This is a genomic window from Promicromonospora panici (genome assembly GCF_900608595.1).
GTDB classification, from domain to species: Bacteria; Actinomycetota; Actinomycetes; order Actinomycetales; family Cellulomonadaceae; genus Promicromonospora; species Promicromonospora panici.
The window spans coordinates 1-14995 of the sequence record NZ_UWYY01000044.1 but is presented as its reverse complement, the minus strand read 5'-3'; the positions used below and the strand labels follow the sequence as shown (position 1 = coordinate 14995).

Annotated in this window: 12 protein-coding genes, 1 tRNA gene and 1 pseudogene; 4 read left to right on the top strand and 10 right to left on the bottom strand. The window is 70.4% G+C overall.

The genetic code is table 11. From position 1 onward, the window contains the following. The 6 genes and pseudogenes from EW117_RS28850 to EW117_RS28830 form a co-directional block, all read right to left on the bottom strand. A pseudogene (locus tag EW117_RS28850) lies at positions 1 to 327 on the bottom strand (UDP-glucose 6-dehydrogenase); the annotation flags it as partial. Positions 328 to 340: 13 nt separating this feature from the next. Then, a complete protein-coding gene (locus EW117_RS28845) occupies positions 341 to 1729 on the bottom strand; it encodes a glycosyltransferase (RefSeq protein ID WP_129790165.1) in 1389 nt (462 codons plus the stop codon). Further along, positions 1726 to 1878: a hypothetical protein gene (locus tag EW117_RS29575; RefSeq protein WP_165362913.1), complete on the bottom strand. Its 153-nt coding sequence runs from the start codon at positions 1876 to 1878 to the stop codon at positions 1726 to 1728. The genes EW117_RS28845 and EW117_RS29575 overlap by 4 nt, the downstream gene beginning before the upstream one ends. Before the next feature lie 290 nt (positions 1879 to 2168). Then, positions 2169 to 2432, bottom strand: coding sequence for a CPBP family intramembrane glutamic endopeptidase (locus EW117_RS29900; protein WP_207212122.1), 264 nt, complete (start codon positions 2430 to 2432; stop codon positions 2169 to 2171). A 543-nt stretch (positions 2433 to 2975) separates the two neighbouring features. After that, the gene (locus EW117_RS28835; protein WP_129790164.1) at positions 2976 to 4469 is read right to left on the bottom strand and encodes a sulfatase-like hydrolase/transferase; all 1494 of its coding nucleotides are present in this window, start codon (positions 4467 to 4469) and stop codon (positions 2976 to 2978) included. Positions 4470 to 4623: 154 nt separating this feature from the next. Further along, complete coding sequence (locus tag EW117_RS28830) at positions 4624 to 6444, bottom strand: ABC transporter ATP-binding protein (RefSeq protein WP_129790163.1); 1821 nt, start codon at positions 6442 to 6444, stop codon at positions 4624 to 4626. A gap of 127 nt (positions 6445 to 6571) precedes the next feature. Here EW117_RS28830 and EW117_RS28825 point away from each other — a divergent pair, with 127 nt between their 5' ends. Then, positions 6572 to 7129, top strand: coding sequence for a TetR/AcrR family transcriptional regulator (locus EW117_RS28825; RefSeq protein ID WP_242504642.1), 558 nt, complete (start codon positions 6572 to 6574; stop codon positions 7127 to 7129). 64 nt (positions 7130 to 7193) lie between these two features. Here the strand turns inward: EW117_RS28825 and EW117_RS28820 are convergent, their stop codons facing one another. Both EW117_RS28820 and EW117_RS28815 read right to left on the bottom strand, forming a co-directional pair. Continuing rightward, complete coding sequence (locus EW117_RS28820) at positions 7194 to 8282, bottom strand: Gfo/Idh/MocA family protein (RefSeq protein ID WP_129790162.1); 1089 nt, start codon at positions 8280 to 8282, stop codon at positions 7194 to 7196. Next, positions 8267 to 8974, bottom strand: coding sequence for a ThuA domain-containing protein (locus EW117_RS28815; RefSeq protein ID WP_129790161.1), 708 nt, complete (start codon positions 8972 to 8974; stop codon positions 8267 to 8269). Before EW117_RS28815 ends, EW117_RS28820 begins: the two co-directional genes overlap by 16 nt. Positions 8975 to 9123: 149 nt before the next feature. Between EW117_RS28815 and EW117_RS28810 the strand changes: the two genes are divergently transcribed. Beyond that, positions 9124 to 10140 carry a LacI family DNA-binding transcriptional regulator gene (locus tag EW117_RS28810; RefSeq protein WP_129790160.1) on the top strand — a complete coding sequence of 339 codons (1017 nt, stop codon included), beginning with the start codon at positions 9124 to 9126 and terminating at the stop codon, positions 10138 to 10140. 29 nt (positions 10141 to 10169) lie between these two features. Here EW117_RS28810 and EW117_RS28805 read toward each other — a convergent pair whose 3' ends face one another. After that, positions 10170 to 11888, bottom strand: coding sequence for an acyltransferase (locus EW117_RS28805; RefSeq protein ID WP_129790159.1), 1719 nt, complete (start codon positions 11886 to 11888; stop codon positions 10170 to 10172). A gap of 175 nt (positions 11889 to 12063) precedes the next feature. Between EW117_RS28805 and EW117_RS28800 the strand changes: the two genes are divergently transcribed. Further along, a tRNA-Pro gene (locus tag EW117_RS28800) sits at positions 12064 to 12137 on the top strand. 83 nt (positions 12138 to 12220) lie between these two features. Here EW117_RS28800 and EW117_RS28795 read toward each other — a convergent pair. Then, the gene (locus EW117_RS28795) at positions 12221 to 12928 is read right to left on the bottom strand and encodes a helix-turn-helix transcriptional regulator (protein WP_129790158.1); all 708 of its coding nucleotides are present in this window, start codon (positions 12926 to 12928) and stop codon (positions 12221 to 12223) included. A 663-nt stretch (positions 12929 to 13591) separates the two neighbouring features. Between EW117_RS28795 and EW117_RS28790 the strand changes: the two genes are divergently transcribed. Continuing rightward, a partial coding sequence (locus EW117_RS28790; protein ID WP_242504641.1) for a M15 family metallopeptidase occupies positions 13592 to 14995 on the top strand: 1404 nt, incomplete at its 3' end.

Genomic DNA, 14995 nt, shown 5'->3' with positions numbered 1-14995 from the left:
AGGGGCCCAGGCCAGGACGTCACCGATCACGGACTCGACCGACGACGTGTCGAAGAAGTTGGTGACCTCGTCGTAGTTCGTCGGGGTCGCGACGACCACCAGACCAACACCCGCGTACGCCGCGTCCTTGTCGAGCGTCGCGGTCAGGTCCAGCGGCCTGTCCCGCAGATACTCCTCGAGCTCGGGGTCCGCGATCGGGGAACTGCCCTTGTTCACGAGATCGACCTTGACGGGATCGATGTCCAGCGCCCACACCTCGTGATGCTGCGCGAGCAGCACCGCATTGGACAGGCCGACATACCCCGTACCGGCAACAGCGATCTTCATCAGGTTCCTTTCGTCAGGTGGCGATCTGCATCGCGGCGGCGCCGACTTCGATGTTCTGGCGGGTACCCCAGGCCCGGTCCTTTAGCTGGAACGCGGCGATCAGGTAGAGCGGGTTCAGGACGAACATGAAGAGCAGAGTCGACAAGGGAGACATGAGCCACGTGAAGATGCGGTCCCAGACGCTCACATCCTTGCGGCCGTGGACGATGTAACGCATGGAGCTGACCATTGCGATCACTGCCGAGATGCCGATCATGATCGGGAAGACCATGGGCGACATGGCTCCCGACAGTACGAGGACGAGAATGGCGATCATTACGCCATGGAATGCGATCATTCCGAGAACCTGGGCGAGGGCGAGCCAGAACTCGATCTTGCTGAACGGGCGCGAGAGGAGCCAGAACGAGCCCCAGTACCAGGACTTCGCCCACCGCAGGCGTTGGCGAACCAGGTGCGACATGTTCACGGGGTGGGCGGTGTATGCGATGGCTGTCGGTTGGAATTCGGTGCGGCCACGCTCTCGAGCGAAGATCGTGAGCGCGCGGTCGTCGCCGGAAGTGCAAGGCAGACCAAGAAACTCCTGATTGAGAAACCTGTCCACGTTCTCGCGAACCACGCCGGTGCGGTAGGCCGCCAGTGCCCCACAGTTGACCCTGTTCGCTCCACAAGCGCCGTCGGCAGCTCTTCCGTTGATGAACGACATCGAGTATCCGAGCTCGATGACGCGGGTAAGGAGAGACCTTCTGTGATTGCTCCCGTAGATCTGGCCGGCGACGGACATCGTCTTCGGGTTCTGAAACGGGATCGCCAGGTTCCACAAAGCGTCTCGGTCCAGCACGGTGTCAGAGTCGGTGGTCGTCCAGACCTCCACATCCTTCCCGCCCGGATGAAGAAAGGCCACGGCCAGCGCACGCCGCTTTCCGGCGTTGTCCTGGCGGATCACGAACGTCTCGACACCGGCCGCACTGAGACCGTCGATAGCATCGCGAACCCGGTCGTCGTCCATGATCGGAGAGAGCGAGCCGTCGTCAACGACGATGACGACCTTCGGAAGGAGGGTCTGCCTTGCGAGAGCCTCGAGTCCGGCCGCCACCAGTGCGGGGTCCTCGTTGTAGACCGGAGTAGCAACGCCCATTCGGACCGCTCGGATCCGTGCCTCGGTCTCGTCCTTCGCGACGACCGGGCGGTGCGACAGCGCCAGCACGTGCATGAAGCTCAACGCGAGGAACATCACGAAGAACGGCAAGCGGACGGCGCCGCCATCCATGCGGGTGAGGTGCACAAACGCGAGACCGCCCAACCCGAGAGCGGTAAGAATATAGATCAGGAGCCCTGGCCCCCCTAGTGCTCTCCGCTTGATGTTCACGTCTACTCGTCCCAAACCGAGGAAGATCCGGGTCATATGATTTCGGTGGCCTTTCCGCGGCGGCGAACCAGCATAATGGCGCCAGCGCTAACGACCAGCACTGTCCCGACGATGAGCCAGGCGGTGTCAACGGTTAACCCAAGGAGCGTGGCGCCAGCGCCCGTCAGGGCGAGGTAGTCCTGCATGGTCTGCTCCTCTCTCGCATGTGAGTACGGGCGGCGGCTACGGCGTTTCTTCTGCTGTTGCCGCTCCGGTTCGAGAGTCCACCGGGATCGGCCGCGTTTCGGCCGGCCAGCGGTCGGACACGTAGCCCGCCGAGGGCGGACACGTACCCCGCCGACGGCGGGCACGTACCCGAAGCGCGTCCGCTAGGTAGTCGGCTGTGTCGGGGCCGACCACGGCGCCCCCCGTCTTGGCGTCGGTGGCGAGGTCGTGGCCCGCCACGCGCGCCGTGCTCCGATCGCCGAGGTAGTCATCAGATGACCCCCATGGAGAGGGCGATGATGCCGCCGACGGTCCCGACGAGTGTCGAGCCGGGGTGCATCCAGATCGTCGCCCGCAGGTCGTGCTTGCGCCAGACGAACCAGAACCCGGGGAACCCGAAGATGATCTTCGACAGGACGGCCCAGGGCGCCCAGAAGTGGTACACCGAGAACAGGACCGTGTTGAACAGCGGCGCCCACTTGCCTAGCTGGGGAAGGCGGGGCAGCAGGAACCCGCGGAAGTAGAGCTCCTCGATCCATGTAGATCATCAGGCCGATGCCGATCACGGCGATCCTGCCGCGCGAGAACGGCTTGTCCAGGTAGTACAGCACCCCGCGCAGCGAGTGGCGGCCGGTGCGCCGGCGGCCCAGCCACAGCAGGCCGAAGAGGACCGGGTAGAGCACCACGGTCAAGGCAATCGCCCAGGCGAGGAAGGGCGGGTAACCGATCGCCCGGGTGAACGGTGCGGCGACGAACGCGTAGACGGCGACGATCAGGGCGCCGGGCACGAGGTGGAGCGCGATGGACAGTGGGACGGAGTGGCGGTCCGCGAGCAGCCGGTCGACCATTCGGCTGGTTCGGGTGTTCTCTGTGGTGGCCGTGGGCCTCTGCATGTTTTCCATGCCGGCGATGCTTGCCGGGCCCGCGGACACGGCCCTGACACGACGCTGACACTCCGCAGGTCCAGATGAAGGTGAAGGTGAAGGTCGTGGTCGTGACGAGGGCCGGGCGCACCAGCGGCAGCAGGATCTGCGATCGCGCCGTCACCCCAGGAGCTGACGGCGCGTGATCTCCGGGGTCAGAGCAACGCGCCCCGCTCTCCGGGCTCTCCGAACACCCAGTTGTGCGGCGCGCGCTTCGGCGTGTAGACGCCGCGCGGCAGCTCGTCCTGGGCGCGCAGCATCCATTGGGCCATGCGCCACAGCAGCTCCGACCTGGGCCCCGCGTACCGAGGGTCGTCGAACCTGTTGTCCACCTCGGTCGGGTCCGCCGCGAGGTCGTACAGCTCGCCGCTCCCGTCGCTGTGCACGATCAGCTTGAGGTCGCCGCGCCGCAGCATCCGCGAGCGCCCGCTCTGGGTGACGGTGTTGAGCTCGTCGAACCTGCGGCCCTCGTAGGGGAAGTGGAGCGGTGGCCGCTCGTCGGCGCCGTAGGTCAGGCCGCCGAAGCCGCGTTCCGCGTAGATGTCGTCGAACTCGGTCGAGGTCAGGTCCTCGTCGCGCAGGAGGGGTGCGAGGCTGCGGCCGGTGACGCCGTCGGGGATGGCGGAGCCCACGAGCTCGGCGACAGTCGGCAGCACGTCCACGATCGAGACCAGCTCGCGGCGCCGGCTGGAGGCGACCGGTCCCCCGCTGAAGAAGAACGGGATCCGCATCAGCACCTCGGGCATGCCGGCACCCTTGCGCTGCAGGCCGTACTCGGCGACGTAGTCGCCGTGATCGCTGACCATGATGACGACGACGTCGTCGCCCAGCGTGGCCCAGACGTGCTCCATGAGCCGGCGCACCTGGTCGTCCAGCAGCCGCAGCTGCCCGCAGTAGTTGGCGCGGTAGCGCGCCCGCTCGTCGTCGTAGCCGGGGCGCTTCTCCTCGATGAGCTCCTGGAGCCAGGCCCAGTGCCCGCCCTTTGCCCGCGCGACGTCGGGGCCGTGCACGCGCTCCGGGATCTGGTCCGGCGGGAACATGCTGAAGTACGGCTCGGGCACCTGGTAGGGGTTGTGCGGCTCGGGGAAAGAGACCCACAGGAACGTCGGCCGGGTCGGGTCCGCCTCCGCGAGCTCGTCGACGGCGTCGGACACGATGCGGTACGGGAGCGAGGCCTCGAGCGGGAACGGGGTCGGCTCGTGCGACACCCCGTGGTCGAGGTCGTCGAGCCACTGGTCGAAAGCCTCGTGCTCCGGGTTCGCGTCGGGGCCGTCGGTGTGGAAGTAGGGGCCGCGGTAGGCGTCGAAGTCCTCCGGGCCGCGGTGCATGTGGGGCTTGCCCGCGAAGACCCGGTGGTAGCCCGCCTCGCTGAGGACGTCGAGCAGGTCACGGTCGTAGGTCGCGGCGTCGGGCGTGCTGTTCTGGGTCACCCGGTGCGCGGACGGGAACCGGCCCGTCAACAGGCTCACCCTCGCCGGGACGCAGAGCGGCGAGCTGGTGTAGCCGCGCTGGAAGTCGGTCCCCCGGCTCGCCAGCTGGTCCAGGAACGGGGTCGTGTCGAGCGGAAAGCCGGACCGGGCCGACAGGTCCGCCCGCTGCTGGTCGGTCATGATCAGGACGATGTGCGGCGCGGCCGCCGGCGCGTTCATGTCTTCCCTTCGCGAGCCACTCCGTCGTGGAGCAGCAATCTTGCCTCGATGCAAGCCTGTCGCCGGAGACACTATCCAGTAGCCTCCCGACCTCGACACCCCGTACTTCGCCGAGCTCGCCCGCAAGCTCATCGAAGCCGCCCGGCACCAGCGGTCACGCTCCCGCCGGTGCCCGCTCCCCCGCCTCGGGCACTTCGACGTCGGGCACCGCGACGTGCGTGTCCATCCGTAGCGCCGCCACCAGTTCGCGGTAGAGCTCGTCCGTCTCCAGCAGCTCCGCGTGCCGGCCGACCGCCCGCACATGCCCGCGCTCGAGCAGCACGATCTGGTCGGCGTCGATGACGGTCGAGAGTCGGTGCGCGATGGTCACGACCGCTCCGGTGCTCGCGACGTCCCGGATCGCCGCCGCGAGCGCCGCCTCGGTGAGGCCGTCGAGCTGGGCCGTCGCCTCGTCGAGCAGCAGGATCTCGGGCCGCGCGACCAGCGCCCGCGCCACCGCGACCCGCTGCCGTTCGCCGCCGGACAGCTCCGACGCGCTGACCTCGGTGTCCAGGCCGGCCGGCAGCGCCGCCACCCGCTCGGCCAGGCGCAGGGCCTCGACCGCGGCCAGGACCTCGGCGTCGGTCGCGCCCGGTGCCGCGTAGGCGAGGTTCTCCCGCAGCGTGCCCGGCACGATGGGGGTGTCCTGCTCGACGTAGGCGATCCGGGACCGGATCTCGTCCGTGGTCCAGCGCTCGTAGGGGTGGCCGTCGAGCTCGACGCGCCCGCCGTCCGGGGCGAGGAACCGGAGCAGGAGCGACATGATCGTCGTCTTGCCGGCGCCCGAGGGGCCGACGATGGCGGTGTGCCCGTGCCGGGGCACCGCCAGGCTCACGCGGTCGAGCGCCGGCCGCTCCGCACCGGCGTACCGGTAGGTGACCTCGTGCAGGCGCAGCACCGGAGGGTCGACGTCGGCGCCGCCCGCCCGGCCGGTGCGTGGCGCGCCCGGCCCGGGGACGCCGCCGTCCTTCTCCAGCTCCATCTCCTCGATCTCGCTGATCCGCGCGGCGGCCGCGAGCCCGGACTGCAGCGACGTCAGCGACATCGTCAGCAGCATGACCGGCATCATCAGCTGGAAGACGTACAGGAGGAACGCCACCAGCGTGGTCACCGTGATCGCCTCGGTCGACACTCGCCACGCCCCGACGCCGAGCAGCAGCATCACGGCCAGGTTGACGCCGACGCCCGTGATCGTCCACGACACGTTCTCGAGCTTGACTGCGCGGATGCCGCTGCGGGCCGACGCCTCGGCGTGCCCGGAGACCCGGTCGGTCTCCCGCCCCTCGGCCCGGGCGGACTTGACGGTCCGCAGCGCGCGGACCACCCCCTCCAGGCGCCCGCCCAGCGCGCCCACGTGCTCCTGCGCCTCCTGCTGCGCCTTGGACAGCCGCGGCATGAGTGCGACGACGCTGAGGCCGGCGAGGAACAGGACGCCGATCGTGACGCCGAGCAGCACGACGTCCAGATAGGCCATCAGCACCACCGCGCCCACCAGGCCGATGATCCCGTTGACGAAATTGACCACGCTGGACGTCGTCGCCTCGCGGATCAGCAGCGTGTCCGAGGTGACCCGGGTGACGAGCTCGCCCGGCGGGCGGGCCGTGACCGCGGGCACCCTGGCGTGCAGCAGATGGCGGACGAGGCCGGTGCGGGCCGCGAGGATGATCCGCTCGGCCAGGGTGCCGAGCATGATGCCCTGCACCAGGCCCATGACGGATCCGGCCACGAGCAGGACGCCGAGGATCGTGATCGGGGTGGCCAGGGAGGCGGAGGTCTCCAGCCCGTCGAGCACCGCCTTGGTGACGAGCGGCGTCGCCAGCTCGGCGGCGGTGCCCAGCGCGCCGAGAATCAGCGCGACGACGAGCACCGGCTTGTGCGGGCGCGCGTAGGCCCAGAGGATCCGCACCTTGTCCTTCGTGGTCCGTTCGTCGGGCACGTCATCACTCCGTCCGGTCGGTTCGGGTCAGGGACCCACTTGCACATCCGCGATCTATTCTGCGACGCGACTGTCGCATTTATCAACTGAATTGTGCCGCAAGGCTCGACCACCTACTCTCAGCCTGATGACGACCGACCAGACCGAGCGAGGAGCACGCGCCCGCACGCGCCAGGCGGTGCTGGACGCGGCCGCGGCGGTGTGGGCCCGCGACTTCTCCGCCTCGCTGAGCGCCATCGCGGAGCGCGCCGAGGTCAGCCGGTCGACCCTGCACCGCTACTTCACCGATCGCCAGGCCCTCATCGACGCCCTCCTGGTCGACTCGCTGGCGCGGCTGGACACCCTGGACGACGACGTCGCGGACGCACCGGCGATGGACGTCCTCGAGTACTACCTGCGCGCCGGGGTCGACATGGGCGACCGCGTGATCTTCCTGTTCGCGGACCCGAAGAGATTCGAGGGCAACCCGAACTGGTCCGACGACGACGGCGACGAGGACATGCGGGCGCTCGTCGACCGCGCCCGCGTGGAGGGGGCGATCGCCGACCGGATCCCGACCTCCTGGGCGATCACTCTCTTCTATGCGGTGCTCTACACCGCCGCCGAGGTCAGCAACCAGGACCTGCCGCGGCACGTCGCCGCCGACCTGGCGGTGCAGTCCTTCCGGCGCAGCGTGGCGCCCTGAGCACCTCACCGCCGACGTGTCAGACGCTCGGGTCAACCTGGTGACCTGAGCGTCTGACACGTTCTCACGCCAGCGGGACGGCGGCCGGCCGCTCGCAGGTGCTCTCGACGGCGACCGTCGTCCCGGTGGCCGACGCCGCCAGCAGCGACGTCATGATGTCGAGCACGTGATACGCGACGTCGCCGTTCGTGCGGGCAGGGACCCCCGGCGGCGTGGCCGCGAGGTCCGCGATGCCGTAACCCCGCCCCGCGTCCCGGTATCCGGCGCTGGGCGGCAGGGTCCGCCAGGCGCCGCCGAGCTCGTGGAGCTGCACGTCGCCGTCGAACGTGTTCGGGTCGGGGACGATCAGCGACCCCGTCTGACCGTGGACCTCGATCTCGGACGCCCGGGTGGCGACCGAGTCGAAGCTCATCACCAGCGTCGACAGCGCCCCGGAGGCGTGGCGGAGCACACCGGTCACGTGCGTGTCGACGTCGACCGGGATGACCGTCCCGGCACGCGGACCCGACCCGATCTCGCGCGTGGCGCGGGTGTGGCTCGCGGCACCGACCACCGACACGACCGGGCCGAGCAGCGTGACCAGCGTGGTCACGTAGTACGGCCCCATGTCCAGCAGCGGGCCGCCGCCCGGCTGGTAGTAGAAGTCGGGGTTCGGGTGCCAGCGCTCGTGGCCGGGCGTCATCATCGTCGCGGTGGCCGCGATCGGCGCCCCGATCACGCCGTCGTCGATCGCCTTCCGGGCGGTCTGCACGCCCGTGCCGAGCACGGTGTCCGGCGCGCAGCCCAGGGCCACCCCGGCCGCGCGGGCCGCGTCGACCACCGCGCGGGCATCCTCCAACGTGGCCGCGAGCGGCTTCTCGCCGTACACGGCCTTTCCCGCGGCGATCGCCTGCAGGGCGATCTCGGCGTGGGCCGCCGGGATCGTCAGGTTCAGGACGAGGTCGACCTCGGGATCCTTGATCAGCTCGTCGACGGTCAGCGCGCGCACGCCCTGCTCCGCCGCGACCGCCGCCGCGCGGATCTCGTCGAGGTCCGCGACCGCGACGAGGCGCACGGTGTCGGAGCCTTCGGAGGCGAGGCGCGCGAACGTGGTCAGGTACTGGCCGGAGATCGCCCCGACGCCGACGATCCCGACTCTCAACGGCTGGCCCACAGGATGCCCCTCTCTATGATGGTGCGGACGTTCGGGTCCTGGACGACGGCGAGGTCGTGGCCCGGCGTCGAGACGAAGATGCGGCCCTTGCCCCACCGGCGGGTCCAGATGGCCGGGCTCGTGACGGGCCGGTGCCACGGGTCGAACTCGCGGGCGGCGAGCGTCGTGGTCGCAAGCACGTCGTTGTAGTCGTCGGACAGCACCCAGTACTGCTCGGTCGTCAGCTCGAAGTCGGAGATCCCGGCGACGATCGGGTGGTCGGCCTGCTCGGGCACGATGTCGACCGTGTAGCGCACGTAGTTGTCGCTCGCCTCGCCCGCCAGCTCGTCGCGCGGAGCCTTGGGCGGGTGGGCGGCGAACTGGCCGCCGATGAGCTGGAGGTAGTCCGAGCTGTTCCGGTAGGAGTCGGCGATGCCACCGTGCCACCCCGCCAGGCCCGTGCCGCCCGCCACCGCGGCGATCAGGCCGTGCAGCTCGTCACCCTCGATCGTGTTCATCGTGTTGGTCTGCACGATCACGTCGACGCCGGCCAGGTAGTCCGCGTCGGTGTAGACCGCCGTCGACTCCTCGACCCGCACCTCGTACCCCTGCTCGGCCAGGAACGGGCGGAAGGAGTCGGTGGTCTCGACGGGCTGGTGCCCGGTCCATCCTCCGCGCACGATCAGGGCGTGCTTCGTCATCGAAGTCGTCATGTGGTGCTCATCGCTCCCAACTTGCGGCTCCACACTTTGCGCAACAACCGGTCGGATGTCGTGCCGCTCCCCTTTGATACACGAGGACTTTTGCCGAATCAAGCCCCGGATTATTGCGAAACTTTCGTGGATGCAGATAGCCTCGCGGCATGCGGAGCCAATCGCGAACCACGCTTGCGGACGTGGCGAAGGCCGCCGGGACGACGGTGCCCACGGTCTCCAAGGTGCTCAGCGGCCGCTCGGACGTCTCGTCCGCGACCCGCACGCGGGTCATGCGCATCGTCGCGGAGCTCGAGTACCGCGGGCGCTCCGGCCGGGACAAGCCGTCGCGCGCGGAGCGCTCGCGATTCGTCGACCTCGTGCTGAGCGGCGTCGAGGGCAGCTGGGCCAACCGGGCGCTCAGCGGCGTCGAGCACGCCGCCGAGGAGGCAGGCGTCGACATCGTCGTCTCGGTGGCCCGGCCGCCCGACGACGCCTGGCTCACCCGACTGCTCGCCCGGCGGCTGCGCGGCGCCGTCCTCGCCCTCGTCGACACGACGAGCGAACAGCTCGCCACGCTGGCCGCCGCACAGGTGCCGATAGTGCTCCTGGATCCCGTGAGCCAGCCGCCCAGCACCGTCGCAAGCGTCGGAGCCGCGAACTGGGCCGGTGGCCGCGCCGCCGCGGAGCACCTTCTCGCGCTCGGCCACGGGCGGCTGGCCGTGCTCGCCGGACGCCGCACGCACCTCTACAGCCAGGCCCGCATCGACGGCTTCCGCTCGGCGATCACGCAGGCCGGCCTCGACCTCCCCGACGAGCGGATCGTGCACACCGACTGGCGGCGGGCCCGGGCCGCCGAGCAGGCGACGCAGCTGCTCCGGGATACGGCGCCGACGGCCGTCTTCGCCTGCTCCGACACCATGGCGCTCGGCCTGTACGACGCCGCCGACACCCTCGGGCTCCGGATCCCGGAGGACGTCAGCGTGGTCGGCTTCGACGACCTGCCCGAGGCGCAGTGGGTCACCCCCGCGCTGACCACGGTGCGCCAGCCCATCGCCGAGATGGGCGAGGCGGCGCTGCGCATGCTCCTGCGTATCAGCGCAGATCCGCCGCCGGAGGCTCCGCGCGAGGAGCTCGCCACCCGGCTCGTGGTGCGCGCGTCGACGGCGAGGCCGGCCGGCTCCTGAGCGGTCCGGCTGCTGTCAGCCGGGCGCCGTCAGCCGGGCGTGTCGACCGGTGCCAGCCGGACCAGCGGGTCCGGGTTGTGTACGCCGCGCGGCCGGTAGCCCAGCGCGTCCGCCTCGCCGAGGTAGTCGGCCAGGTACCAGATGATGCTCAGCCACATCTCCGTGCCCTGCAGGCCCGCGACGCCGTCGGGGCCTGCACTCAGTGGTGCGAACGGGATCCCCGCGCCGTCCGACCAGTTGTGCAGCGCGCGCCGCAGCTGGTCCTGGGCCCACGCCTCGCCCTCGGTGCGGCGATGCTCCGTCTGCTGGGCCGCGAGCCAGAGGGGATGGACGATGTCGAGCACGTTGCAGGCGTTGTAGCCCTCCGGAGCTGCGAGGTGCGGATCGGCCGCGTGCTCCAGGACGGTGTCGATCGCCGCCTCGGGATAGGGCAGCGGCAGGCCCAGCTGCGCGTACGAGCCGCGGGTCAGCCGGTAGAACCCGTTCACCGCCTGCAGCCAGCGGGGCGCGGGCTGCGGCGCGCCCCACATGCCCGTGGCGGGGTTCGCGCGCGCCGTCAGCCAGCCGAGGAGCCCGTATACCGGGCCGGTCCCGCCGTCGGGCAGCTCCGCCGAGAAGTCGGCGATGTTCAGGGCGCACGCCGTGGCCAGGGCGTCGACGGCGGCGCCGCTCCCCCAGGCACGCGCGCCCCAGTCGCGCGCCTCGAGGTCGCGGACGACGTCGCGGTCGCTCAGCGCGTGCACCGCCCGCACGGGGTGCGGCAGCCGCCCGCCGAGCAGCCGGACCGCGTACCCGACGCTGAGGACGTGATAGCTCGCATCGCCGTCCGTGGCCAGCAGCGGCTCGTCCGACGTCGGCGCGCGCTCCAGGCCGCGGTCCGAGAGATCGCCGGCCGGGATCAGCCCCGTCGCCGGGTCCTGGCGGGCGGTGAGCCGCCGGACCAGGTCCGCGGCGTCGAACCCGGGCGGCGCGGCGTCGAGCAGCAGGTCGGCGATCTCGACGGCGTCCGCCCACGGCCGGACCGCCGGCTCGAGCGGCCCCGCGAGGGCCGCGGGCCGGTCGACGAACCGGCCGTCCTCGAAGCAGCGGGCGAGCAGGTCGCCGGCCTGGTCGCGGGCGCGTTGTGCGAACGTCTGGAGCTCGGTGGCGAGGTCGGGACCCTGTGGGGCGCCGGTATCGGCCCGGCGGTCGCGGATGATGCGCGCGGGGTTGCCGGCGACCACCGCCCAGTCGGGAACGTCCTTCGTCACGACGGCGCTCGCCCCGATGACCACGTGGTCGCCCACCGTGACACCGTCGAGGATCGTGGCGTGGGAGCCGATCCATACGTCGTCGCCGAGGGTGATGCCCTTGCTCCAGGTGCCCTGCTCATGGATCGGGAGGTCGGTGGACATCCGGTGGTTGAAGCCGAGGATCGAGCTGTGCGCGCCGATCCGGACGCCGTCGCCCATCCGGATCTCGCCGCGGACGACGGCGTAGGGGTTGATCGAGCAGTCCGCGCCGATCGTCAGGTCGCCCGTGACGTAGGCCAGCGCCGCGACATAGGTGCGGTCGCCGATGCTGAGGCGGTCGCAGAAGACCGCGGCGTTCGGCGCGATGAAGACGCCATCCCCGATTCGGGCGCCCGCCGTGATGAGTTCCTGCTGCCGCGCAGCCTGCGCCTGGGCCTCCGTCTCCTGCGATGCCGGGTCGTACTCCCAGGGAAGGAAATCGATGCGTCGGACGCCGTCGGCCGGTGAGGGGTGCACGCCGGCAAGGCTATCCGGGCGGTCTCCGGCGGGTACGTCCTGGTTCGCGATGTGATCTGGGCTGTGCGCGACGCTGCGGGCCGCGCCTGGTCTGGCACAGGTCCCGAGGTGGGGTAGTATTTCCGTCGGCCCCAAGGGGTCGAAACCGGTAGTGTCGAGCATGCTCGAAACACCGCGGGCTGTGGCGCAGCTTGGTAGCGCACTTGACTGGGGGTCAAGGGGTCGCAGGTTCAAATCCTGTCAGCCCGACCGTGTGATGTCGCAGGACATCGGAATGGCCTGAACCTACGGATCGTAGGTTCAGGCCATTCGTCAATTCCGAGACCCCCGGGTCACGCCCCCCGCAGCACATCCGTCGGCGCCTTCCGCGGAACCTCCGGCGGGATCAGCCCGAGCCGGCCGGTGCGTGCGAGCGCGCTCGCCCGGCTCGTCGCGTCGAGCTTGCGGTAGACCTTGCGGATCTGCGTGCGCACCGTGTTGACCGAGACGCCGTGCTCGGCGGCGATCGCGATCGGGCTCGCGCCCGCGGCCAGCCCGAACAGCACAGCCCGTTCCCGCTTGGTGAGCCGGACGATCGAGACGGACGTACGGGTGCGTCGCGCACCAGCGGGGCCGTCGGCGAGTCCCAGATCACGTGGGTCGGTCCCGGTCTGCCGGCACAGGTCCAGCATCTCGTCCCGCCGGAACAGCACAAACGTGGCCAGGAGCCCCTGTCGGCCGACGTCGACCGCCTGCGCGAACCGTGCACGTGCGTCGTCGAGCTCGCCCGATCGCAGCTGGACCATGGAGATGACGAGCTGGAGCTCGAGCGCGTCGCGCGGGGTCACCGCCGCATCCCGTATCGCCCGACCGGCAACAGCGAGCGCGCCGCTGTTGTCGCCCGCGAGCAGCCGGGCCCGTGCCGCGGGAGGCAGCAACCGGCTCGTCGCACCGGTCTCCGCCAGCGCCACGACCTGGTTGCCTTCGCCGATCACGGCGAGCAGGTCGGCGTGGGCACGCAGCAGCACCGGATGCGCGCCAGGACCTGGTCGCGCTCCCATGCCGGTAGTCCAGGCCGACGGCGGCCAGGGAGGTATAGACCGCGGCGCCCCCGGGGTCAGCCCCTCCGCCGTTGCAATCCCCCGGCACTCCGGGGTTGCCGGGCGCGGCCACGGCACTCGGCGGGACCGACGTCAGCGTCGTGGCGACCAGGCCGGCGCCGATGAGGCTCAACGTCATCAAGACCGCTCCGCCTCGTCTGAGTCGACATAGCGCGAACCTGCCATGAGTCGACTTCGTCGTTGTCCTACGTACGCGCATTCGCTGTCCCCTCGCTCGCGGGGCGGACGGTCCGCATCCAGTACGACCTGATCAATGCCATCCGCTTCGGGCCCGATTACCAGCCGGAACTCAAGAAATCACCAAACAAGTCATCAACTCTCGGCAGTTTTCACCCGCACCTCTGCGCGCAGCGATTGCACCGGAAATCGACCTCTGCAGGTCACGAGGAGCAAATGTCGACGATCTCGCCGCGAATGCTCTGCGGACTCGTGATACTGCTTTGACTGTTTGTTGACCGATCCGCATATACCGCGCACCGCAGAGCAACACACCGACCGAGGGGGCGACGCGTGAAGGACCAGTCGAAGAAGCTCGTTTCGCATGACTACCGTCCGAGCCGATCCAGGTTGTTGCGCACCGTGTGGGGAGGTGCGATCGCCTCCGTGGCAGCGGGCGGTCTGTTGTTCACAGCCTCGGACGGCGCCCCTGCCGCGCGCCTTTCCGACAACGGTCGCGGGCTTCCGGCCCAGGCCCACGGGCTGAGCGGGAACGTGACGGTGCGGCAGACCGAGACCGTCCCCGAGCGCGTGAGCATGGACCAGGTAGTGGCAGTCCTGGCGCGCGCGGAGCGGCAGGCCCGGGAGCAGGGCCCCGACCTCAGCCCGACGACGGCGCAGGCCGCTGCCGAGCTCGGCATGCTCTACACCACGTACCAGATGCAGCTCTCGCTCAGGGAGCAGGGCGATGGCGCCCGACGCGTGCCGCCCGAGGCCGTCGGGCCTGCCGTGCAGGTGTCCTACGAGGTGAGCTCGGCGGCCCGAGCGGGCGTCGTCGAGCCGGACGCGGCCACGCCGAACCTTGCACAGCCGGACCTGGTCGAGACGGAGCACGACCAGGTCACGTTCGGCCAGCTCGTGGTCGCGGCGGAGCGGCTGGCGAACCTGCTGGACTCGTCCATGCCCCACGCCCTGGTGGACGTGCGGAACGCTGACGAGCGCGGGGATCTTTCGCCGCATCGGAGCAGGACACAGTCTGACCTGGCGGGCACCCCGGGACGTCAGGGCTCCGCGCTGCGCGAGAACCTTCTGGACGCGGTCTCCATGTTCAGCGGTTCGACGCTGGGCTACGCCAACGGCCGGATCCCGGCCGCCGTGCTGTGCCCGCTGGAGTTCGCGCCGGGGCACATGCTGCGTTGCGATGCCGCGGAGCAGCTGACCGTGCTGAGCGCCGCGTTCGAGCGGGAGTTCGGCTACCCGATCCCGATCACCGACTCCTACCGCCCGTACCTGCAGCAGGTCTTCCTGGCCAGCGCCAAGCCGCACCTGGCGGCGGTGCCGGGGACGTCCAACCACGGCTGGGGTCTCGCGGTGGACCTGAGCGACCCGATCTCGGGCGGTGCATCCCCGGAGTACGTGTGGCTGCGGGTGCACGGCCCGGACTACGGGTGGGACAACCCGTCGTGGGCGCGGCCGGGCGGATCGAAGCCGGAGCCGTGGCACTTCGAGTTCTTCGCGGCCGGTTCGATTCCCAACCGTGCGATGGACCCGTCCGACGTCGGCGCGGGGGGTCCGTCCGAGGCGTCCGGTGCTCCGGACGACGCGAACCCGCGCCACGAACCGGCGCGCGGTCTCGAGCCCGAGGACGAGAACTCGGCCTCGGGCAAGACAGCTGAGCCCGCCGCGCGTCCCGCGAAGGAACCCGCGAAGGAACCGGCGAAGGAACCGGCGAAGGAACCCGGCCATGACGAGCCGGCGCAGAGGCCTGCCAAGCCCGGCCCGAAGCCGGACCCGAAGCCCGAGCCGACGCCGAGCCCGAGCCCGAGCGAACCCAGGCCGAAGCCGCCGACA

What these genes read in the sequence shown, in the direction of transcription:
- EW117_RS28845 (WP_129790165.1), bottom strand. Translation starts at nt 1,729, where the DNA reads ATGACCCGGATCTTCCTCGGTTTGGGACGAGTAGACGTGAACATCAAG.
- EW117_RS28810 (WP_129790160.1), top strand. Translation starts at nt 9,124, where the DNA reads ATGCGGAGCCAATCGCGAACCACGCTTGCGGACGTGGCGAAGGCCGCC.
- EW117_RS28795 (WP_129790158.1), bottom strand. Translation starts at nt 12,928, where the DNA reads ATGGGAGCGCGACCAGGTCCTGGCGCGCATCCGGTGCTGCTGCGTGCC.
- EW117_RS28835 (WP_129790164.1), bottom strand. Translation starts at nt 4,469, where the DNA reads ATGAACGCGCCGGCGGCCGCGCCGCACATCGTCCTGATCATGACCGAC.
- EW117_RS28815 (WP_129790161.1), bottom strand. Translation starts at nt 8,974, where the DNA reads ATGACGACTTCGATGACGAAGCACGCCCTGATCGTGCGCGGAGGATGG.
- EW117_RS28825 (WP_242504642.1), top strand. Translation starts at nt 6,572, where the DNA reads ATGACGACCGACCAGACCGAGCGAGGAGCACGCGCCCGCACGCGCCAG.
- EW117_RS29575 (WP_165362913.1), bottom strand. Translation starts at nt 1,878, where the DNA reads ATGCAGGACTACCTCGCCCTGACGGGCGCTGGCGCCACGCTCCTTGGG.